The 21828-nt window shown below is 55.0% G+C and carries 16 protein-coding genes; 11 read left to right on the top strand and 5 right to left on the bottom strand.

Annotated features, from left to right (window positions below; genetic code table 11):
* Nucleotides 1-12: 12 nt before the first annotated feature.
* The gene (gene fepA, locus HGD79_RS08760) at nt 13-2253 is read right to left on the bottom strand and encodes a siderophore enterobactin receptor FepA (RefSeq protein WP_001034897.1); all 2241 of its coding nucleotides are present in this window, start codon (nt 2251-2253) and stop codon (nt 13-15) included.
* A 242-nt stretch (nt 2254-2495) separates the two neighbouring features.
* Here fepA and fes point away from each other — a divergent pair, with 242 nt between their 5' ends.
* The 4 genes from fes to wzz(fepE) all read left to right on the top strand — a co-directional run bounded on the left by fes (nt 2496) and on the right by wzz(fepE) (nt 9146).
* A complete protein-coding gene (gene fes, locus HGD79_RS08755; RefSeq protein WP_000125839.1) occupies nt 2496-3698 on the top strand; it encodes an enterochelin esterase in 1203 nt (400 codons plus the stop codon).
* A 2-nt stretch (nt 3699-3700) separates the two neighbouring features.
* Entirely contained in the window at nt 3701-3919 is a 219-nt protein-coding gene (gene ybdZ, locus HGD79_RS08750; protein WP_000885781.1) for an enterobactin biosynthesis protein YbdZ, read from the top strand.
* Complete coding sequence (gene entF / locus HGD79_RS08745; protein ID WP_000077709.1) at nt 3916-7797, top strand: enterobactin non-ribosomal peptide synthetase EntF; 3882 nt, start codon at nt 3916-3918, stop codon at nt 7795-7797. The genes ybdZ and entF overlap by 4 nt, the downstream gene beginning before the upstream one ends.
* A gap of 215 nt (nt 7798-8012) precedes the next feature.
* The gene (wzz(fepE), locus tag HGD79_RS08740) at nt 8013-9146 is read left to right on the top strand and encodes an LPS O-antigen length regulator Wzz(fepE) (RefSeq protein WP_000096744.1); all 1134 of its coding nucleotides are present in this window, start codon (nt 8013-8015) and stop codon (nt 9144-9146) included.
* Here the strand turns inward: wzz(fepE) and fepC are convergent.
* The 3 genes from fepC to fepD are packed head-to-tail and all read right to left on the bottom strand — an operon-like array spanning nt 9143 to nt 11948.
* Nucleotides 9143-9958, bottom strand: a complete 816-nt coding sequence (gene fepC / locus HGD79_RS08735; RefSeq protein ID WP_000140647.1) for an iron-enterobactin ABC transporter ATP-binding protein — start codon at nt 9956-9958, stop codon at nt 9143-9145. The two genes, wzz(fepE) and fepC, sit on opposite strands and share 4 nt — an antisense overlap.
* Nucleotides 9955-10947, bottom strand: coding sequence for an iron-enterobactin ABC transporter permease (gene fepG, locus HGD79_RS08730; protein ID WP_000640969.1), 993 nt, complete (start codon nt 10945-10947; stop codon nt 9955-9957). Before fepG ends, fepC begins: the two co-directional genes overlap by 4 nt.
* On the bottom strand, nt 10944-11948 hold the full coding sequence (gene fepD / locus HGD79_RS08725) for a Fe(3+)-siderophore ABC transporter permease (protein WP_001295314.1): 1005 nt from the start codon (nt 11946-11948) through the stop codon (nt 10944-10946). Before fepD ends, fepG begins: the two co-directional genes overlap by 4 nt.
* Nucleotides 11949-12058: 110 nt before the next feature.
* On the opposite strand from fepD, the gene entS reads away from it, so the two are divergent.
* Entirely contained in the window at nt 12059-13309 is a 1251-nt protein-coding gene (gene entS / locus HGD79_RS08720) for an enterobactin transporter EntS (RefSeq protein ID WP_001041789.1), read from the top strand.
* 3 nt (nt 13310-13312) lie between these two features.
* Here entS and fepB read toward each other — a convergent pair whose 3' ends face one another.
* Complete coding sequence (gene fepB / locus HGD79_RS08715) at nt 13313-14269, bottom strand: Fe2+-enterobactin ABC transporter substrate-binding protein (RefSeq protein ID WP_001234312.1); 957 nt, start codon at nt 14267-14269, stop codon at nt 13313-13315.
* A gap of 374 nt (nt 14270-14643) precedes the next feature.
* Here fepB and entC point away from each other — a divergent pair, with 374 nt between their 5' ends.
* The 6 genes from entC to cstA all read left to right on the top strand — a co-directional run bounded on the left by entC (nt 14644) and on the right by cstA (nt 21758).
* Nucleotides 14644-15819: an isochorismate synthase EntC gene (gene entC / locus HGD79_RS08710; protein WP_001295313.1), complete on the top strand. Its 1176-nt coding sequence runs from the start codon at nt 14644-14646 to the stop codon at nt 15817-15819.
* 9 nt (nt 15820-15828) lie between these two features.
* Nucleotides 15829-17439: a (2,3-dihydroxybenzoyl)adenylate synthase EntE gene (gene entE, locus HGD79_RS08705; protein WP_000026805.1), complete on the top strand. Its 1611-nt coding sequence runs from the start codon at nt 15829-15831 to the stop codon at nt 17437-17439.
* A gap of 13 nt (nt 17440-17452) precedes the next feature.
* Nucleotides 17453-18310 carry an enterobactin biosynthesis bifunctional isochorismatase/aryl carrier protein EntB gene (gene entB / locus HGD79_RS08700; protein WP_001007122.1) on the top strand — a complete coding sequence of 286 codons (858 nt, stop codon included), beginning with the start codon at nt 17453-17455 and terminating at the stop codon, nt 18308-18310.
* Nucleotides 18310-19056 carry a 2,3-dihydro-2,3-dihydroxybenzoate dehydrogenase EntA gene (entA, locus tag HGD79_RS08695; RefSeq protein WP_000347652.1) on the top strand — a complete coding sequence of 249 codons (747 nt, stop codon included), beginning with the start codon at nt 18310-18312 and terminating at the stop codon, nt 19054-19056. Before entB ends, entA begins: the two co-directional genes overlap by 1 nt.
* A 2-nt stretch (nt 19057-19058) precedes the next feature.
* A complete protein-coding gene (entH, locus tag HGD79_RS08690; RefSeq protein WP_000637953.1) occupies nt 19059-19472 on the top strand; it encodes a proofreading thioesterase EntH in 414 nt (137 codons plus the stop codon).
* A gap of 180 nt (nt 19473-19652) precedes the next feature.
* Nucleotides 19653-21758 (top strand): pyruvate/proton symporter CstA, encoded by a 2106-nt coding sequence (gene cstA / locus HGD79_RS08685; protein WP_001043156.1) that lies wholly within the window; start codon nt 19653-19655, stop codon nt 21756-21758.
* The last annotated feature ends 70 nt before the right edge of the window (nt 21759-21828 follow it).

The raw sequence follows: 21828 nt of genomic DNA, 5'->3' as shown, positions 1-21828 counted from the left end.
CTGACGTTAGCATCAGAAGTGAGTGTTTACGCTCATGTACCACGTACGTCCCGGCTCGTTATAGGTATACGCCCCGGCACCCGCGATATAGTTGGCCCCTGCCAGATCGCCCGTGGTCTGGGCATTACCCGCACGCCACAAACGTTTGTCGAACAGGTTGTCCACGCCGCCGGTCAGACTGACATTCTTCGTCACATCCCAGGTCGCGCTCAGACCCACAATGCTGTAAGGACTGATTTCTTTGGTTTCCGGGCCAACCGCTGGCTGACCTTTATAGTTGTACTTCTTCGGCTGCTGCTTACCGTACCAGGTGAAGGTCGTTTGCATCGACAAATCTTCTCGTGCCTGCCAGCTCAGCGTTGAGTTCAACGTATACTCCGGGATGATCGACAAACGGTCGCCCGTGGTTTTGTTTTCACTCTTCAGCATATAAGTGATGTTATTGGTCCACATCACCGTTTCGCTAACCGGTACGTTTAACGATCCTTCCAGACCTTCAACCACTGCTTTCGGCACGTTATCCCACTGATAGAGATCGGTGCCGACTGCGTTTTGTCCTACAGCCACATAGCCCGCTTCAATCTTATTGCGATAATCGTTACGGAACCAGGTGACGCCCGCCAGCCAGCCGTCGCGTTTGAACTCCAGACCAATCTCTTTGTTGATGCTGGTTTCTGCTTTCAGGTCATCGTTACCTTGCAGATAGCAGCCGCCCGCGCTGGCATAGCAACCCTGACCTTTACTGTAGAGAATGTAGTTCGGGTTAGTCTGGTACAGGCTCGGTGCTTTATAAGCACGGGCAATGCCCATTTTGAGCGTGAAGTCATCGCCTAAACCTTGCGATATGTTCAGCGCCGGGCTCCAGTTATTGCCGACAATACTGTGATGATCGAAACGCAGCCCCGGCGTTACGATGGTGCTGTCAGTCAGCTCCATGTTGTTTTCGGCAAACAGCGAGAAAATTTCTGCTTTTGAATACGGGCTACGGTCGGTGGCACTCACACCATCAATAGCGCCGCCGGTGTTCGCCCCGGTCAGCGCCTGGGTATTGGAACTCAAGTCCTTCATCCGTTGCTGATTCCACTCCGTACCCAGCGTCAGCGTCTGGTTAACGAGGAAATCAATCGGCAGGTTAACTTCGCTGTGCAGCATCACGTCATCAAGATCGATATCGACGAAATCCTGTGTCGCTTTTTCGTTAAATTTCCCTTCGGTACCGCCCGCCAGACCTTCCGGAATACGCGAGTTACGGGTGTGTTCGTACTGCACCCAGTTGCTGGTGGTCACGCCGTTATCCCAGCCACCGTTCCAGGTCAGCGAGTAGTTCTGGCGATACAGGCGGTTGGTTTCATCGCCATATTTCGAGCGAGTGTAAGCGTCAGAGTTGGTGTTCTGGGTATCGCCCGCATACAGGTTACCCTGGCGGCTGTAACCCGCTTCCAGTTCGAGTGATTGCAGAGGCGCGAAGTCCCAGCGCACCACGCCATTAATATCTTTGTTGATCACCCCTTCGCGCCCGGCTGGTAACGTCGTGGCATACGTTCCGGCACGCGCGGACTGATGGCCCTGGTTGATATCCCACGCGTCAGCCTGGGTTTTGTCGAGGTTGCCATACAAGCGGAAGCTGAATTCGTCGCCCAGCGGACCGGTCAGGCTGAAGTTGGTACGTTTGGTGGCACCTTCCTCTTTATGTTCTGGCGCATTGAAATAAGCATCCCAGGAGCCGTGCCACTCACCACTGCCTTTTTTGGTAATGATGTTAACCACGCCGCCCGCAGCGCCGTTGCCATAACGCGCAGCTGCCGGACCACGCAGAACTTCAATACGTTCAATCATTTCAGGTGGCACCCAGGAGGTATCACCACGGGTATCGCGCTCACCACGCCAGCCCTGACGCACCGAATTACGGCTGCTTACTGGCTTGCCGTCAATCAAAATCAGCGTGTTTTCCGGACCCATGCCGCGAATATCAATCTGGCGGTTATTACCACGCTGACCACTGGTGGAGTTACCGGTCAGGTTAACGCCTGGCATGGTACGGATGATCTCCGACACATCGCGGGCAACGGGGTTTTTGCGGATTTCATCTGCGGTGATGGTCGAAACGCCAGGTGCCTGCAAGTTCTGCTCGGCGGCGGTAACGACAATAGTATCGTCATGTGAAACAGGAGTATCGGTCGGCTCTTGTGCCTGCGCTACCCCATAAATCCCCAGATTGACCAACAAGGCCAGGGAATGAATCTTCTTGTTCATTGTTTTATTCCTGCATTTTTGCCACGAATTGCAACTGTCGGGCATGGTCGTCATCAACACGACGCATCCCGCTACCGCGAAAACCTTTGATCCTGAAAGACACGCAGTGCAGTTGGTTAATTAATGTCCGCGCTTCCCACGGCGCGCCATTACGCTATTGCAAATGCAAATAGTTATCAATAATATTATCAATATATTTCTGCAATCAATGAAAAATTGCACAGTAAACATGGGGTTATGGTGTGACGGCGTTAAAAGTAGGAAGTGAGAGCTGGTGGCAGTCGAAACATGGCCCGGAATGGCAGCGTCTGAATGACGAAATGTTTGAGGTCACTTTCTGGTGGCGTGATCCCCAAGGTTCTGAAGAATACTCGACGATAAAGCGCGTATGGGTCTACATCACTGGTGTGACCGATCACCATCAGAACAGCCAGCCCCAGTCGATGCAGCGAATTGCAGGCACCAACGTCTGGCAGTGGACGACACAACTCAATGCCAACTGGCGCGGCAGCTACTGTTTTATTCCCACCGAACGCGATGACATTTTTTCTGCACCATCCCCCGATCGCCTCGAATTACGTGAAGGCTGGCGAAAACTATTACCCCAGGCAATAGCCGATCCGCTGAATCCACAAAGCTGGAAAGGCGGGCGAGGGCACGCTGTTTCTGCACTCGAAATGCCGCAAGCGCCTCTGCAACCGGGATGGGATTGTCCGCAAGCGCCAGAAACGCCTGCCAAAGAAATTATCTGGAAAAGTGAACGGTTGAAAAATTCACGCCGTGTATGGATTTTTACCACTGGCGATGCAACAGCAGGAGAACGCCCGCTGGCAGTTTTGCTCGATGGCGAATTTTGGGCGCAGAGTATGCCTGTCTGGCCTGTGCTGACTTCGTTGACCCATCGTCAGCAACTTCCTCCCGCCGTGTATGTGTTGATCGACGCTATCGACACTACGCACCGCGCTCACGAACTGCCGTGTAATGCGGATTTCTGGCTGGCAGTACAGCAAGAGTTATTACCCCTGGTGAAAGCTATTGCCCCTTTTAGCGATCGCGCCGATCGCACCGTGGTCGCCGGGCAGAGTTTTGGTGGACTTTCCGCGCTGTATGCCGGACTGCACTGGCCTGAACGCTTTGGCTGTGTATTAAGCCAGTCAGGATCGTACTGGTGGCCGCATCGGGGCGGGCAGCAAGAGGGCGTGTTACTTGAAAAGCTTAAAGCTGGTGAAGTTAGCGCCGAAGGTCTGCGCATTGTGCTGGAAGCGGGTATTCGCGAGCCGATGATTATGCGGGCCAATCAGGCGCTGTATGCGCAATTACACCCCATAAAAGAATCCATTTTCTGGCGTCAGGTTGACGGCGGACATGATGCGCTTTGTTGGCGCGGTGGCTTGATGCAGGGGCTAATCGACCTCTGGCAACCACTTTTCCATGACAGGAGTTGAATATGGCATTCAGTAATCCCTTCGATGATCCACAGGGAGCGTTTTACATTTTGCGCAATGCGCAGGGGCAATTCAGTCTGTGGCCGCAACAATGCGCCTTACCGGCAGGCTGGGACATTGTGTGTCAGCCGCAGTCACAGGCGTCCTGCCAGCAGTGGCTGGAAGTCCACTGGCGTACTCTGACACCGGCCAATTTCACCCAGTTGCAGGAGGCACAATGAGCCAGCATTTACCTTTGGTCGCCGCACAGCCCGGCATCTGGATGGCAGAAAAACTGTCGGATTTACCCTCCGCCTGGAGCGTGGCGCATTACGTTGAGTTAACTGGAGATGTTGATGCGCCATTACTGGCCCGCGCGGTGGTTGTCGGACTAGCGCAAGCAGATACGTTGCGGATGCGTTTTACGGAAGATAACGGCGAAGTCTGGCAGTGGGTCGATGATGCGCTGATATTCGAACTGCCAGAAATTATCGACCTGCGAACCAATATTGATCCGCACGGTACTGCGCAGGCATTAATGCTGGCGGATTTGCAACAAGATTTGCGCGTCGATAGCGGTAAACCACTGGTCTTTCATCAGCTGATACATGTTGCGGATAACCGCTGGTACTGGTATCAGCGTTATCACCATTTGCTGGTCGATGGCTTCAGTTTCCCGGCCATTACTCGCCAGATCGCCAATATTTACTGCACATGGCTGCGTGGCGAACCAACGCCTGCTTCGCCGTTTACGCCTTTCGCTGATGTAGTGGAAGAGTACCAGCAATACCGCGAAAGCGAAGCCTGGCAGCGTGATGCGGCATTCTGGGCAGAACAGCGTCGTCAACTGCCGCCGCCCGCGTCACTTTCTCCGGCACCTTTAGCGGGGCGCAGCGCTTCGGCAGATATTCTGCGCCTGAAACTGGAATTTACCGACGGGGAATTCCGCCAGCTGGCTACGCAACTTTCAGGTGTGCAGCGTACCGATTTAGCCCTTGCGCTGGCAGCCTTGTGGCTGGGGCGATTGTGCAATCGCATGGACTATGCCGCCGGATTTATCTTTATGCGTCGACTGGGCTCGGCGGCGCTGACGGCTAGCGGACCCGTGCTCAACGTTTTACCGTTGGGTATTCACATTGCGGCGCAAGAAACGCTGCCGGAACTGGCAACCCGACTGGCAGCACAACTGAAAAAAATGCGTCGTCATCAACGTTACGATGCCGAACAAATTGTCCGTGACAGCGGGCGAGCGGCAGGAGAGGAACCGCTGTTCGGTCCGGTACTCAATATCAAGGTATTTGATTACCAACTGGATATTCCTGGTGTTCAGACGCAAACCCATACCCTGGCAACCGGTCCGGTTAATGACCTTGAACTGGCCCTGTTCCCGGATGAACACGGTGATTTGAGTATTGAGATCCTCGCCAATAAACAGCGTTACGATGAGCCAACGTTAATCCAGCATGCTGAACGCCTGAAAATGCTGATTGCCCAGTTCGCCGCGGATCCGGCGCTGTTGTGCGGCGATGTCGATATTATGCTGCCAGGTGAGTATGCGCAGCTGGCGCAGATCAACGCCACTCAGGTTGAGATTCCAGAAACCACGCTGAGCGCGCTGGTGGCAGAACAAGCGGCAAAAACACCGGATGCTCCGGCGCTGGCAGATGCGCGTTACCTGTTCAGCTATCGGGAAATGCGCGAGCAGGTGGTGGCGCTGGCGAATCTGCTGCGTGAGCGCGGCGTTAAACCAGGGGACAGCGTGGCGGTGGCACTACCGCGCTCGGTCTTTTTGACCCTGGCACTCCATGCAATAGTTGAAGCTGGCGCGGCCTGGCTACCGCTGGATACCGGCTATCCGGACGATCGCCTGAAAATGATGCTGGAAGATGCGCGTCCGTCGCTGTTAATTACCACCGACGATCAACTGCCGCGCTTTAGCGATGTTCCCAATTTAACAAGCCTTTGCTATAACGCCCCGCTTACCCCCCAGGGCAGTGCGCCGCTGCAACTTTCACAACCGCACCACACGGCTTATATCATCTTTACCTCTGGCTCCACCGGCAGGCCGAAAGGGGTAATGGTCGGGCAGACGGCTATCGTTAACCGCCTGTTATGGATGCAAAATCACTACCCGCTTACAGGCGAAGATGTCGTTGCCCAAAAAACGCCGTGCAGTTTTGATGTCTCGGTGTGGGAGTTTTTCTGGCCGTTTATCGCAGGGGCAAAACTGGTGATGGCTGAACCGGAAGCGCACCGTGACCCGCTCGCTATGCAGCAATTCTTTGCCGAATATGGCGTAACGACCACGCACTTTGTGCCGTCGATGCTGGCGGCATTTGTTGCATCGCTGACGCCGCAAACCGCTCGCCAGAATTGCGCGACGTTGAAACAGGTTTTCTGTAGTGGTGAGGCCTTACCGGCTGATTTATGCCGCGAATGGCAACAGTTAACCGGCGCGCCGTTGCATAACCTGTATGGCCCGACGGAAGCGGCGGTAGATGTCAGCTGGTATCCGGCTTTTGGCGAGGAACTGGCACAGGTGCGCGGCAGCAGTGTGCCGATTGGTTATCCGGTATGGAATACGGGTCTGCGTATTCTTGATGCGATGATGCATCCGGTGCCGCCGGGTGTGGCGGGTGATCTCTATCTCACCGGCATCCAACTGGCGCAGGGGTATCTTGGACGACCCGATCTGACCGCCAGCCGTTTTATTGCCGATCCTTTTGCCCCAGGTGAACGGATGTATCGTACCGGAGACGTCGCCCGCTGGCTGGATAACGGCGCGGTGGAGTACCTCGGGCGCAGTGACGATCAGCTAAAAATTCGCGGGCAGCGTATCGAACTGGGCGAAATCGATCGCGTGATGCAGGCGCTGCCGGATGTCAAACAAGCCGTTACCCACGCCTGTGTGATTAACCTGGCGGCAGCCACCGGTGGTGATGCGCGTCAGTTGGTGGGCTATCTGGTGTCGCAATCAGGTCTGCCGTTGGATACCAGCGCATTACAGGCACAGCTTCGCGAAACATTGCCGCCGCATATGGTGCCGGTGGTTCTGCTGCAACTTCCACAGTTACCTCTTAGCGCCAACGGCAAGCTGGATCGCAAAGCCTTACCGTTGCCTGAACTGAAGACACAAGCGTCGGGACGTGCACCGAAAGCGGGCAGTGAAAAGATTATCGCCGCGGCATTCGCGTCGTTGCTGGGTTGTGACGTGCAGGATGCCGATGCTGATTTCTTTGCGCTGGGCGGTCATTCGCTACTGGCAATGAAACTGGCAGCGCAGTTAAGTCGACAGTTTGCTCGTCAGGTGACGCCGGGGCAGGTGATGGTCGCGTCAACCGTCGCCAAACTGGCAACGATTATTGATGGTGAAGAGGACAGCTCCCGGCGCATGGGATTCGAAACCATTCTGCCGTTGCGTGAAGGTAATGGCCCGACGCTGTTTTGTTTCCATCCGGCATCCGGTTTTGCCTGGCAGTTTAGCGTGCTCTCGCGTTATCTCGATCCACAATGGTCGATTATTGGCATTCAGTCGCCGCGCCCTCATGGACCCATGCAGACAGCGACAAACCTGGATGAAGTCTGCGAAGCGCATCTGGCAACGTTACTTGAGCAACAACCGCACGGCCCTTATTACCTGCTGGGGTATTCCCTTGGCGGTACGCTGGTGCAGGGTATTGCGGCGCGACTGCGTGCCCGTGGCGAACAGGTGGCATTTCTTGGCTTGCTGGATACCTGGCCGCCAGAAACGCAAAACTGGCAGGAAAAAGAAGCTAATGGTCTGGACCCGGAAGTGCTGGCGGAGATTAACCGCGAGCGCGAGGCCTTCCTGGCGGCACAGCAGGGAAGTACTTCAACGGAGTTGTTTACCACCATTGAAGGCAACTACGCTGATGCTGTGCGCCTGCTGACGACTGCTCATAGCGTACCGTTTGATGGTAAAGCGACGCTGTTTGTTGCTGAACGCACGCTTCAGGAAGGTATGAGCCCCGAACGCGCCTGGTCGCCGTGGATTGCGGAGCTGGATATCTATCGTCAGGATTGTGCGCATGTGGATATTATCTCTCCAGGGGCGTTTGAAAAAATTGGGCCGATTATTCGCGCAACGCTAAACAGGTAAATTAACATTATCTATTAACCCATAATTATAGGAAATAATTATGGGTTAATCATTTATTTAGTTTATAAGTTTGCTAGTTATTTCTCTTAAATAGAGTGAATGTTGCATTCAGTGGAAGGAATTTACAAACTTCAGCTTCGGATAATTCTCACCAACTGGTAAAGTGAGCGCCGTGGAGATTTTCCCCTATTGGACTCATTTTCAGGTTATACCCCATGTCATCATTGAATATTAAACAGGGAAGTGACGCTCATTTTTCTGAGTATCCTCTGGCGTCGCCCAGTAATAATGAAATTGATTTACTTAATCTAATCGAAGTTTTATGGCGGGCCAAAAAAACGGTCATGGCGGTCGTTTTTGCATTTGCCTGCGCAGGTTTACTGATCTCTTTCATCCTGCCGCAAAAATGGACCAGCTCAGCCGTTATTACTCCCGCCGAAGCCATTCAGTGGCAGGACCTGGAGAAAACCTTTACCAAACTCCGCGTTCTTGATCTCGATGTTAATATCGACCGTGGCGGTGCATTTAACCTGTTTATCAAGAAGTTTCAGTCTGTTAGCTTGCTGGAAGAGTACCTGCGTTCATCACCTTATGTGATGGACCAATTAAAAGAGGCGAAAATCGATGAACTGGATTTGCATCGCGCTATTGTTGCATTGAGCGAAAAAATGAAAGCGGTTGATGACAATGCCAGTAAGAAAAAAGATGAACCGTCACTGTATACCTCCTGGACGCTAAGTTTTACCGCGCCAACCAGTAAAGAGGCGCAGACCGTTTTGAGCGGGTATATCGATTATATCTCTGCGTTGGTGGTGAAAGAGTCGATAGAAAACGTCCGTAATAAACTGGAGATCAAAACCCAGTTTGAAAAAGAAAAACTGGCTCAGGATCGCATTAAAACGAAAAATCAACTTGATGCAAACATTCAGCGCCTCAATTATTCACTCGACATTGCCAACGCGGCGGGAATTAAAAAGCCCGTATACAGTAATGGTCAGGCCGTTAAAGATGACCCCGATTTCTCTATTTCTCTCGGCGCAGACGGTATTGAACGCAAACTGGAAATTGAAAAAGCGGTCACTGACGTTGCGGAACTGAACGGTGAATTACGTAATCGTCAGTATCTTGTTGAGCAGTTAACAAAAGCAAATATCAACGATGTGAATTTTACGCCGTTTAAATATCAGTTAAGCCCGTCATTGCCAGTGAAAAAAGACGGTCCGGGTAAGGCGATTATTGTGATCCTTTCCGCGCTGATCGGCGGGATGGTGGCTTGTGGTAGCGTGTTATTGCGCTATGCGATGGCATCCAGAAAACAGGATGCCATGATGGCAGACCACTTAGTTTAACTATTTGCGGTTGAAGGTGCCGTTCGTCCGAGCGGCACCACAAGCGGCGTTCCGGCTACCGGATCGTCAATGATCATGCATCGCAGACCATAAATGCGCTCAATCAGTTCAGCAGTGACAATCTCCTTCGGCGCTCCCTGAGCAACAATTTTCCCTTCCCGCAATGCAATCAAATGGCTGGCGTAACGACAGGCCTGATTAAGATCGTGCAGCACCGCCGCCAGGGTATAGCCTTTCTCGCGGTTCAGTTCGCTTAACAGTTCCAGTAGATCAATCTGATGACTGATATCCAGCCAGGTCGTGGGTTCGTCGAGCAGCATAATTGCCGTTTCCTGGGCCAGCACCATCGCGATCCACGCTCGCTGGCGTTGTCCGCCAGAAAGGGTATCCACGCTTTGATCTGCCAGATGAGTTATTCCCGTGGCCTGCATCGCTTTCGTTACCGCTTCTTCATCCTCTTTGCGCCAGCGGGTAAACAGCGGTTGATGCGGATAACGTCCACGCGCCACCAGCTCCTGCACGGTGATATCGCCCGGCGTGGTAGCATTTTGCGCCAACAGACCAATCCGGCGTGCAACTTCTTTACTGGCGTAATGTTGAATGTGCTCGCCATCCAGCCAGACATGCCCGTGAGCAGGCGTCATCAGGCGGCTTAAGGTACGCAGTAACGTGGATTTACCACAGCCATTTGGTCCGATAATTGCCGTGAAGTGACCATCAGGAATTTCTACAGTCAGATTTTCCGCAACGGTATATTTGCCATATCCCAGGGTTAACTGTTCGCCGCGCAAACGGGCTACTGATTCGGTCATTTTTTGCGAGACTCCTGAATTAACAAGACGATAAGGTAAATACCGCCGAGGCTGACGGTAACGACGCCAACCGGAAGTTGATACGGCATAAACAGTTGTTGGGCGCAGAGATCGGCCGCCAGCAGTAACAGCGCTCCGCACAGCGCCGCCTGGGTCAGCCCCCAGCGAGCGGTGCCGCTAATGCGTCGGGCAATGTGCGGCGCGACTAAAGCAATAAAGGAAATCGGCCCGGCAAGCGCCGTTGCCGCAGCGGTAAGCACCACTGCAACCAGCATCATTAACAGACGCGAACGCTCGACGCTGACGCCCAGCGCGCAGGCGGTATCATCGCCCATCTCCAGCAAGCGCATTCGCCGCACCAGCAAGGCGGCGGCAATGAGCATCAATATAATGATGGGTGCGGAAGGCGAAGTTTTTGCCCACGTCAGGCCATTGAGCGATCCGGCATTCCACAAACCCGCTGTTAGCGCCGTTTCTAAAGACGCTTTCAGCAACAGCCAGGTATTAAAGGCCACCAGCATGGCGCGAACGCCGATGCCGATAATAATCAACCGAAAGGTGTCGATACCGTTACGCCAGGCGAGCAGCCAGACCAACAGAGAAGTGACAATGCCGCCCACCATTGCTGCCAGCGCGATAGCCGTCAGGTCCTGACCAAACAGCACCATCGCCACCAGCACGCCGCTCCACGCCCCGGTGTTAAAGCCCATTACGTCAGGGCTGCCGAGCGGGTTACGCATCAGCGACTGAAAAATCGCACCGCTGACGCCCAGTGCCGCGCCAATCAACAGCGCCATCAGCACGCGTGGTAAACGCCATTCGGTGACCACCATCGTCATACTGCGCGGCGCATCGCCCATCAGCGCGGCGAATACCTGCGAGGTTTCCAGCGTGACGGCACCGCTGCGTAATCCCCAGATACCTGCAACCACACAGGCGGAAATAAGCAGCAAACAGGTGATGAGTAATCGGCGAGAGACGTAAATCATGCACCACCTCGCGTTTTACGTCGCACGAGGAAGATCAGCACCGGTGCACCAATAAACGCACTGACCACAGAAACGCGCAACTCGCCGGGCACAATCACCCGCCCGATGATATCGGCAAACAGCAGCAGGGCAGGGGTGGCGAGTAGCGTGACGGGCAGCGACCAGCGATGATCGGCACCCACCAGCCAACGCGCCATATGCGGCATCATCAGGCCAATAAAGGCAATCGGGCCAACTACCGCTGTCGCACTACCACAAAGCACGGTAATCGCCAGCAGACCAATTAACTGTGTGCGCGCCACGCGACTGCCCAGCGCCGTCGCGGTGTCACTGCCGAGGCTCAAACTGTTCAGCGCGCGACTCAGTAATAGCGCAGTTGCTCCGGCGATCAGAACCGGGATCAGCACCACTTTTAAGGTATGTAGATTGCGAATATCCAGCGAACCGGCTTGCCAGAAACGCAGTTGATCGTAGACGTCAGGATTAAGCAGGGCGATGCCGCTGGTCAGTCCTTCCAGCACCGCCGCCAGCGCCACGCCCGCCAGGGTTAAACGCACCGGACTTAACTGCCCGCCGCCCTGACTGCCGGTAAAGGCAACAATCAATGAGGCCACCAGCGCCCCGGCGAAGGCCATCGCCAGTTGTTCCTGCGCGGATGAGTAACCAAACAGCGCCGCACCCAGCACAATGGCAAAGCTGGCTCCGGCATTCACGCCAAGCAAGCCGGGGTCGGCAAGTGGATTTCGGGTGAGGGTTTGCATCAACGCCCCGGCAAGGCCAAGCGCGCCGCCTGCAAGTAAACCGGCAAGGGTGCGCGGCAGTCGCGCGTCGAGCACGATGGTGCAGTCGGCGCTCTGGCAGGTGCCGGAGAGGGCCTCCAGCACTACGGAAGCGGGGAGTGATTTTGCCCCAATGAGCAGGCTTAATGCCGTCGCGATAATCAGTAATAACAGCAATCCGGGCACGGCAATGGCGCGTGTCACGGCAACAGAACCAGACATACGAATTTCCATGATAATGAAATTAATTATCGTTATCGATCTTATTTGGATATGTTAGCATGTGCAGCCTAAGAATAGGTATTTAAAATATTTGATGGCAAGGCATTGTAATGAATAAACAATCCTGGCTGCTTAACCTCAGCCTGTTGAAAACGCACCCGGCGTTTCGCGCAGTATTCCTCGCTCGTTTTATCTCAATTGTGTCTCTGGGTTTGCTCGGCGTCGCGGTGCCGGTGCAGATCCAGATGATGACGCATTCTACCTGGCAGGTGGGGCTTTCGGTGACGCTGACCGGCGGCGCGATGTTTGTTGGCCTGATGGTTGGCGGTGTGCTGGCGGATCGCTATGAGCGCAAAAAAGTGATTTTGCTGGCGCGCGGCACCTGTGGCATTGGCTTCATTGGACTGTGCCTTAATGCACTGCTGCCGGAGCCGTCATTGCTGGCAATCTATTTACTTGGTTTATGGGATGGTTTTTTCGCATCGCTTGGCGTTACGGCGCTATTGGCGGCGACACCAGCACTGGTAGGGCGTGAAAACTTAATGCAGGCCGGGGCGATCACCATGTTGACCGTGCGTCTGGGGTCGGTGATTTCGCCCATGATTGGCGGTTTATTGCTAGCGACCGGTGGCGTAGCCTGGAACTACGGGCTGGCGGCGGCGGGCACGTTTATTACCTTGCTACCGTTGTTAAGCCTTCCGGCGTTGCCACCGCCACCGCAGCCGCGTGAGCATCCGTTGAAATCATTACTGGCAGGATTTCGTTTTCTGCTTGCCAGCCCGCTGGTGGGCGGGATTGCGCTGCTGGGTGGTTTATTGACGATGGCGAGCGCGGTGCGGGTACTGTATCCGGCGCTGGCTGACAACTGGCAGATGTCAGCGGCACAGATTGGTTTTCTCTACGCGGCGATCCCGCTCGGCGCGGCTATTGGTGCGTTAACCAGCGGGAAGCTGGCACATAGTGCGCGACCAGGGTTATTGATGCTGCTCTCCACGCTGGGATCGTTCCTCGCCATTGGTCTGTTTGGCCTGATGCCGATGTGGATTTTAGGCGTGGTTTGTCTGGCGCTGTTCGGCTGGCTGAGCGCGGTTAGTTCGTTGCTGCAATATACAATGCTGCAAACGCAAACCCCGGAAGCGATGTTAGGGCGGATTAACGGTTTGTGGACGGCGCAGAACGTGACGGGCGATGCCATAGGCGCGGCGCTGCTGGGTGGTTTGGGCGCGATGATGACACCGGTTGCTTCCGCAAGCGCGAGCGGTTTTGGTTTGTTGATTATCGGCGTGTTGTTATTGCTGGTGCTGGTGGAGTTGCGACGTTTTCGCCAGACGCCGCCGCAGGTGACAGCGTCTGACAGTTAATGCTTAAAACAGCGCCTTAAGTCGTTCCAGCACTTGCATGGCGCTGTAGTAATCCAGGCGGAACGTCTCGGTTCCCAGCGCATAAACCTGCTTGTTTTGTACTGCGGGCAGGTGCGCGAGCAGTGGATTGGCATAAATCGCATCGGCATCTTTCTGATCACCGGCGAACAGGAATAGTGACTCGCCATTTAACCCAGCAGCCAGATTTTCCCCACCAAGCTGAATGATGTCATGGCGTTTGCCCTGGCTTTGGCTGGCGTTTAACCCTGCGGGCAACTTCGCCAGCGTAAAGCCGAGTTGTTCCAGCATCTGCCCTTGTGCTGATTCCGGCGTCCAGAGATTGGCACTGTGTGCAGCGGCGGTATAGACAATGGCAGTGACCGGCTGCGGCGGTAATTTGATTTGCTCTTTCGCCGCTGCCAGTTGCTTATCAAACTGTGCAATCCGCTCTGCCGCTTGTTTCTCATGCCCGGTAATTTCGCCAAGCTGCGTTAACAGCGACTGCCAGCTTTTGTCGTCGTAATTGATGATTAATGTCGGGGCGATGGTGGAAAGCTGATCATACAGTGCCAGCGCCGAATCCCCGCCGGTTGCGCTAATTAAAATCAGATCCGGCATTTGCGCGGCAACGGCTTCGGCGCTCGGTTCGCCGATATAGAGCCGTTGCAGTTTGCGTTCTTTCGCCACCTTGCTCCACTGGCGTAAAAAGCCCTGGTCATCCGCGACGCGGTTATTCGGCGTGGTCGCGCCGCTGGCGATCACCGGAGCATCAATCGCCAGCAGTGAGCCGGTCAGGGTGACGCTGGTGGAAACAATACGCTGCGGCTGGCTTTCCAGTGTATGTGTGCCACGGCTGTCAGTAATCTGACGCGGCCAGTCAGCGGCCTGAACTGCGGCTATTCCTGAAAGTAAAAGTCCTGTTAATAGAAGGGCGTTGCGGTAGAGCGGGGCGAGTCTCACAAATCAGCTTCCTGTTATTAATAAGGTTAAGGGCGTAATGACAAATTCGACAAAGCGCACAATCCGTCCCCTCGCCCCTTTGGGGAGAGGGTTAGGGTGAGGGGAACAGCCAGCACTGGTGCGAACATTAACCCTCACCCCAGCCCTCACCCTGGAAGGGAGAGGGGGCAGAACGGCGCAGGACATCACATTGCGCTTATGCGAATCCATCAATAATGCTTCTCATTTTCATTGTAACCACAACCAGATGCAACCCCGAGTTGCAGATTGCGTTACCTCAAGAGTTGACATAGTGCGCGTTTGCTTTTAGGTTAGCGACCGAAAATATAAATGATAATCATTATTAAAGCCTTTATCATTTTGTGGAGGATGATATGGATACGTCACTGGCTGAGGAAGTACAGCAGACCATGGCAACACTTGCGCCCAATCGCTTTTTCTTTATGTCGCCGTACCGCAGTTTTACGACGTCAGGATGTTTCGCCCGCTTCGATGAACCGGCTGTGAACGGGGATTCGCCCGACAGTCCCTTCCAGCAAAAACTCGCCGCGCTGTTTGCCGATGCCAAAGCGCAGGGCATCAAAAATCCGGTGATGGTCGGGGCGATTCCCTTCGATCCACGTCAGCCTTCGTCGCTGTATATTCCCGAATCCTGGCAGTCGTTCTCCCGCCAGGAAAAACAGACCTCAGCCCGCCGTTTTACCCGCAGCCAGTCGCTGAACGTGGTGGAACGCCAGGCAATTCCTGAACAAACCACGTTTGAACAGATGGTTGCCCGCGCCGCCGCACTTACCGCCACGCCGCAGGTCGACAAAGTGGTGTTGTCACGATTGATTGATATCACCACTGACGCCGCCATTGATAGTGGCGTATTGCTGGAACGGTTGATTGCGCAAAACCCGGTTAGTTACAACTTCCATGTCCCGCTGGCTGATGGTGGCGTCCTGCTGGGGGCCAGCCCGGAACTGCTGCTACGTAAAGACGGCGAGCGTTTTAGCTCCATTCCGTTAGCCGGTTCCGCGCGTCGTCAGCCGGATGAAGTGCTCGATCGCGAAGCGGGTAATCGTCTGCTGGCGTCAGAAAAAGATCGCCATGAACATGAACTGGTGACTCAGGCGATGAAAGAGGTACTGCGCGAACGCAGTAGTGAGTTACACGTTCCCTCCTCTCCACAATTGATTACCACGCCGACGCTGTGGCATCTCGCAACTCCCTTTGAAGGTAAAGCGAATTCGCAAGAAAACGCACTGACTCTGGCCTGTCTGCTGCATCCAACCCCCGCGCTGAGCGGTTTCCCGCATCAGGCCGCGACCCAGGTTATTGCTGAACTGGAGCCATTCGACCGCGAACTGTTTGGCGGCATTGTGGGTTGGTGTGACAGCGAAGGTAACGGCGAATGGGTGGTGACCATCCGCTGCGCGAAGCTGCGGGAAAATCAGGTGCGTCTGTTTGCCGGAGCGGGGATTGTGCCTGCGTCGTCACCGTTGGGTGAGTGGCGCGAAACAGGCGTCAAACTTTCTACCATGTTGAACGTTTTTGGATTGCATTAAGGAGCGAGGATGAGCATTCCATTCACCCGCTGGCCGGAAGAGTTTGCCCGTCGCTATCGGGAAAAAGGCTACTGGCAGGATTTGCCGCTGACCGACATTCTGACTCGCCACGCTGCGAGTGACAGCATCGCGGTTATCGACGGCGAGCGACAGTTGAGTTACCGGGAGCTGAATCAGGCGGCGGATAACCTCGCGTGTAGTTTACGCCGTCAGGGCATTAAACCTGGTGAAACCGCGCTGGTACAACTGGGTAACGTCGCTGAATTGTATATTACCTTTTTCGCGCTGCTGAAACTGGGCGTTGCGCCGGTGCTGGCGCTGTTCAGCCATCAGCGTAGTGAACTGAACGCCTATGCCAGCCAGATTGAACCCGCATTGCTGATTGCCGATCGCCAACATGCGCTGTTTAGCGGGGATGATTTCCTCAATACTTTCGTCACAGAACATTCCTCCATTCGCGTGGTGCAACTGCACAACGACAGCGGTGAGCATAACTTGCAGGATGCGATTAACCATCCGGCTGAGGATTTTACTGCCACGCCATCACCTGCTGATGAAGTGGCCTATTTCCAGCTTTCCGGCGGCACCACCGGCACACCGAAACTGATCCCGCGCACTCATAACGACTACTACTACAGCGTGCGTCGTAGCGTCGAGATTTGTCAGTTCACACAACAGACACGCTACCTGTGCGCGATCCCGGCGGCTCATAACTACGCCATGAGTTCGCCGGGATCGCTGGGCGTCTTTCTTGCCGGAGGAACGGTTGTTCTGGCGGCCGATCCCAGCGCCACGCTTTGCTTCCCATTGATTGAAAAACATCAGGTGAACGTCACCGCGCTGGTGCCACCGGCAGTCAGCCTGTGGTTGCAGGCGCTGACCGAAGGTGAAAGCCGGGCGCAGCTTGCCTCGCTGAAACTGTTACAGGTCGGCGGCGCACGTCTTTCTGCCACCCTTGCGGCGCGTATTCCCGCTGAGATTGGCTGCCAGTTGCAGCAGGTGTTTGGCATGGCGGAAGGGCTGGTGAACTACACCCGTCTTGATGATAGCGCGGAGAAAATTATCCATACCCAGGGTTACCCAATGTGTCCGGACGATGAAGTGTGGGTTGCCGATGCCGAAGGAAATCCACTGCCGCAAGGGGAAGTTGGACGCCTGATGACCCGCGGTCCGTACACCTTCCGTGGCTATTACAAAAGCCCGCAGCACAATGCCAGCGCCTTTGATGCCAACGGTTTTTACTGTTCCGGCGATCTGATCTCTATTGATCCAGAGGGGTACATCACCGTGCAGGGGCGCGAGAAAGATCAGATCAACCGTGGCGGTGAGAAGATCGCTGCCGAAGAGATCGAAAACCTGCTGCTGCGCCACCCGGCGGTGATCTACGCCGCACTGGTGAGCATGGAAGATGAGCTGATGGGCGAAAAAAGCTGCGCTTATCTGGTGGTAAAAGAGCCGCTGCGCGCGGTGCAGGTGCGTCGTTTCCTGCGTGAACAGGGTATTGCCGAATTTAAATTACCGGATCGCGTGGAGTGTGTAGATTCACTTCCGCTGACGGCGGTCGGGAAAGTCGATAAAAAACAATTACGTCAGTGGCTGGCGTCACGCGCATCAGCCTGAAGGAGAGAACACGATGGCTATTCCAAAATTACAGGCTTACGCACTGCCGGAGTCTCACGATATCCCTAAGAATAAAGTTGACTGGGCCTTTGAACCGCAACGTGCCGCGTTGTTAATCCATGATATGCAGGACTATTTTGTCAGCTTCTGGGGCGAGAACTGCCCGATGATGGAGCAGGTGATCGCGAATATTGCTGCGCTGCGCGACTACTGCAAACAGCACAATATTCCGGTTTATTACACCGCCCAGCCGAAAGAGCAGAGCGATGAAGATCGGGCGCTGTTGAATGATATGTGGGGGCCGGGCCTGACCCGTTCGCCGGAACAGCAAAAGGTGGTGGATCGCCTGACGCCAGATGCCGACGACACGGTGCTGGTGAAGTGGCGCTACAGCGCGTTTCATCGTTCTCCGCTGGAGCAAATGCTCAAAGAGAGTGGACGTAACCAGCTGATTATTACCGGGGTATATGCCCACATTGGCTGTATGACTACCGCAACCGACGCATTTATGCGCGATATTAAACCGTTTATGGTGGCGGATGCGCTGGCCGATTTCAGCCGTGACGAGCATTTGATGTCGCTGAAATATGTGGCCGGACGTTCTGGCCGGGTGGTGATGACCGAAGAATTGCTGCCAGCACCTGTCCCCGCCAGCAAAGCGGCGCTGCGTGAGGTGATCCTGCCGTTGCTGGACGAGTCCGATGAACCGTTCGATGACGACAACCTGATCGACTACGGTCTGGATTCGGTGCGCATGATGGCGCTGGCGGCGCGCTGGCGCAAAGTGCATGGTGATATCGATTTTGTCATGCTGGCGAAAAACCCGACCATCGACGCCTGGTGGAAGCTACTCTCCCGCGAGGTGAAATAATGGATTTCAGCGGTAAAAATGTCTGGGTAACCGGCGCAGGTAAAGGTATCGGCTACGCCACGGCGCTGGCGTTTGTTGAGGCGGGAGCGAAAGTTACAGGTTTTGATCAAGCGTTCACTCAGGAGCAATATCCCTTTGCGACCGAAGTGATGGATGTTGCCGACGCTGCGCAGGTGGCGCAAGTGTGTCAGCGACTGTTAGCTGAAACGGAGCGACTGGACGCGCTGGTCAATGCGGCGGGAATTTTACGCATGGGCGCGACAGACCAACTGAGCAAAGAGGACTGGCAGCAGACTTTTGCGGTTAACGTCGGCGGTGCGTTTAACCTGTTTCAGCAAACCATGAACCAGTTTCGCCGTCAGCGGGGCGGGGCGATTGTCACTGTGGCGTCCGACGCCGCACACACGCCGCGTATTGGTATGAGTGCTTATGGCGCATCGAAAGCGGCGCTGAAAAGCCTGGCGTTGAGCGTCGGGCTGGAACTGGCGGTTAGCGGCGTGCGCTGTAATGTGGTTTCGCCTGGCTCCACCGACACCGATATGCAACGCACGCTGTGGGTGAGCGATGACGCCGAAGAACAGCGTATTCGCGGCTTTGGCGAGCAGTTTAAACTCGGCATTCCGCTGGGGAAAATCGCCCGTCCACAAGAGATCGCCAACACGATTTTGTTCCTCGCCTCTGACCTCGCCAGCCATATCACCCTACAGGATATTGTGGTCGATGGCGGCTCAACGCTGGGGGCATAAGCATGATCTGGAAACGCCATTTAACGCTCGACGAACTGAACGCCACCAGCGATAACACAATGGTGGCGCATCTGGGAATTGTGTATACCCGTCTGGGAGATGATGTGCTGGAAGCCGAAATGCCGGTTGATACCCGTACTCATCAGCCGTTTGGCCTGCTGCATGGCGGCGCGTCAGCGGCGCTGGCTGAAACGCTGGGATCGATGGCCGGATTTATGATGACCCGTGACGGGCAGTGTGTGGTGGGTACGGAACTTAACGCCACCCATCATCGCCCGGTGTCTGAAGGCAAGGTACGCGGCGTCTGCCAGCCGCTGCATCTTGGGCGGCAAAATCAGAGCTGGGAAATCGTCGTTTTCGATGAACAGGGGCGGCGTTGCTGCACTTGTCGGCTGGGTACGGCAGTTTTGGGATGAGCCCGACAGAATTAAATGAGATTGCAGGAAAACTCGGTTAACGGAGTGATCGAGTTAACATTGTTAAGTTAAATATTGGTTTCAACTCCGATTTACATGGTTACCGTGTTGTTAAATCGTACAAAGATGTTATAGAAACAAAATGTAACATCTCTATGGACACGCACACGGATAACAACTATGAACAAATCAGGGAAATACCTCGTCTGGACAGTGCTCTCTGTAATGGGAGCATTTGCTCTGGGATACATTGCTTTAAATCGTGGGGAACAGATCAACGCGCTGTGGATTGTGGTGGCGTCGGTCTGTATCTATCTGATCGCTTACCGTTTTTATGGGCTGTATATCGCCAAAAATGTGCTGGCGGTTGACCCGACGCGTATGACGCCAGCGGTGCGCCATAACGACGGGCTGGACTATGTGCCGACGGACAAGAAAGTGCTGTTCGGTCACCATTTTGCGGCCATTGCCGGAGCAGGTCCGTTGGTTGGGCCGGTACTGGCGGCGCAAATGGGTTACCTGCCAGGGATGATCTGGCTGCTCGCCGGGGTGGTTCTCGCCGGTGCGGTGCAGGATTTCATGGTGCTGTTTGTTTCTACGCGCCGTGACGGTCGATCGCTGGGTGAGCTGGTCAAAGAAGAGATGGGGCCAACCGCCGGGGTGATAGCGCTGGTGGCCTGCTTTATGATCATGGTCATTATCCTTGCAGTACTGGCGATGATCGTGGTGAAAGCCCTGACTCATAGCCCGTGGGGAACGTATACCGTTGCGTTCACCATTCCGCTGGCGCTGTTTATGGGGATCTACCTGCGCTATCTGCGTCCGGGGCGTATTGGTGAAGTGTCGGTCATCGGTCTGGTATTCCTGATTTTCGCCATTATCTCTGGCGGCTGGGTGGCAGAAAGTCCGACCTGGGCACCGTACTTTGACTTTACCGGCGTGCAGCTGACCTGGATGCTGGTGGGTTACGGTTTTGTGGCGGCGGTGCTGCCGGTGTGGTTGCTGCTGGCCCCGCGTGACTACCTCTCTACCTTCCTGAAAATCGGGACGATCGTCGGTCTGGCGGTAGGCATTTTGATTATGCGCCCGACGCTGACCATGCCTGCGCTGACCAAATTTGTCGATGGCACTGGCCCGGTATGGACCGGTAACCTGTTCCCGTTCCTGTTTATCACCATCGCCTGTGGCGCGGTGTCTGGCTTCCATGCGCTGATCTCTTCCGGCACCACGCCGAAGATGCTGGCGAACGAAGGGCAGGCTTGTTTTATCGGCTACGGTGGAATGTTAATGGAATCCTTCGTGGCGATTATGGCGCTGGTTTCCGCCTGTATCATCGATCCGGGCGTTTACTTTGCCATGAACAGCCCAATGGCGGTGCTGGCTCCGGCAGGGACGGCGGATGTGGTCGCTTCTGCCGCGCAGGTGGTGAGTAGCTGGGGCTTTAGCATTACACCAGATACGCTCAACCAGATTGCCAGCGAAGTGGGTGAACAGTCGATCATTTCCCGTGCGGGCGGTGCGCCGACGTTGGCGGTGGGGATGGCTTACATCCTGCACGGTGCGCTGGGTGGTATGATGGATGTGGCGTTCTGGTATCACTTCGCCATTCTGTTTGAAGCTCTGTTTATTCTGACGGCGGTAGATGCGGGTACGCGTGCTGCGCGCTTTATGTTGCAGGATCTGCTGGGCGTGGTGTCTCCTGGCCTGAAGCGGACCGATTCACTGCCTGCTAACCTGCTGGCAACGGCGCTGTGCGTACTGGCGTGGGGCTACTTCCTCCATCAGGGCGTGGTCGATCCGCTGGGCGGTATTAACACTCTGTGGCCGCTGTTTGGTATTGCCAACCAGATGCTGGCAGGGATGGCGCTGATGCTCTGTGCCGTGGTGTTGTTCAAGATGAAACGTCAACGTTACGCCTGGGTGGCGCTGGTACCAACGGCCTGGCTGCTGATTTGTACCCTGACCGCAGGCTGGCAGAAAGCGTTTAGCCCGGATGCGAAAGTCGGCTTCCTGGCCATTGCTAATAAGTTCCAGGCAATGATCGACAGCGGCAATATTCCGTCGCAGTATACTGAGTCACAGCTGGCGCAACTGGTGTTCAACAACCGTCTGGATGCCGGGTTAACCATCTTCTTTATGGTGGTCGTGGTGGTTCTGGCGCTGTTCTCGATTAAGACGGCACTGGCGGCATTGAAAGATCCGAAGCCAACGGCGAAAGAAACGCCGTATGAGCCAATGCCGGAAAATGTCGAGGAGATCGTGGCGCAGGCAAAAGGTGCGCACTAAAGTCAGAGTGAGGGGGGATGTTGGCGAATGTTGGCATAGTGCCGAGGGTTCCTCCTCACCCTAACCCTCT

The sequence above is a fragment of the Escherichia sp. SCLE84 genome (assembly GCF_012584495.1).
Classification (GTDB): domain Bacteria; phylum Pseudomonadota; class Gammaproteobacteria; order Enterobacterales; family Enterobacteriaceae; genus ECMA0423.
The sequence above is the reverse complement of the archived record's forward strand: the minus strand, read 5'-3'. Positions and strand labels throughout refer to the sequence as shown.

Bases quoted from the DNA above. Each gene is read 5' to 3' on its own strand.
- fepA (WP_001034897.1), bottom strand. From the start codon at position 2,253: ATGAACAAGAAGATTCATTCCCTGGCCTTGTTGGTCAATCTGGGGATT.
- ybdZ (WP_000885781.1), top strand. From the start codon at position 3,701: ATGGCATTCAGTAATCCCTTCGATGATCCACAGGGAGCGTTTTACATT.
- entF (WP_000077709.1), top strand. From the start codon at position 3,916: ATGAGCCAGCATTTACCTTTGGTCGCCGCACAGCCCGGCATCTGGATG.
- fepC (WP_000140647.1), bottom strand. From the start codon at position 9,958: ATGACCGAATCAGTAGCCCGTTTGCGCGGCGAACAGTTAACCCTGGGA.
- fepG (WP_000640969.1), bottom strand. From the start codon at position 10,947: ATGATTTACGTCTCTCGCCGATTACTCATCACCTGTTTGCTGCTTATT.
- fepD (WP_001295314.1), bottom strand. From the start codon at position 11,948: ATGTCTGGTTCTGTTGCCGTGACACGCGCCATTGCCGTGCCCGGATTG.
- entS (WP_001041789.1), top strand. From the start codon at position 12,059: ATGAATAAACAATCCTGGCTGCTTAACCTCAGCCTGTTGAAAACGCAC.
- entC (WP_001295313.1), top strand. From the start codon at position 14,644: ATGGATACGTCACTGGCTGAGGAAGTACAGCAGACCATGGCAACACTT.
- entE (WP_000026805.1), top strand. From the start codon at position 15,829: ATGAGCATTCCATTCACCCGCTGGCCGGAAGAGTTTGCCCGTCGCTAT.
- entB (WP_001007122.1), top strand. From the start codon at position 17,453: ATGGCTATTCCAAAATTACAGGCTTACGCACTGCCGGAGTCTCACGAT.
- entA (WP_000347652.1), top strand. From the start codon at position 18,310: ATGGATTTCAGCGGTAAAAATGTCTGGGTAACCGGCGCAGGTAAAGGT.
- entH (WP_000637953.1), top strand. From the start codon at position 19,059: ATGATCTGGAAACGCCATTTAACGCTCGACGAACTGAACGCCACCAGC.
- cstA (WP_001043156.1), top strand. From the start codon at position 19,653: ATGAACAAATCAGGGAAATACCTCGTCTGGACAGTGCTCTCTGTAATG.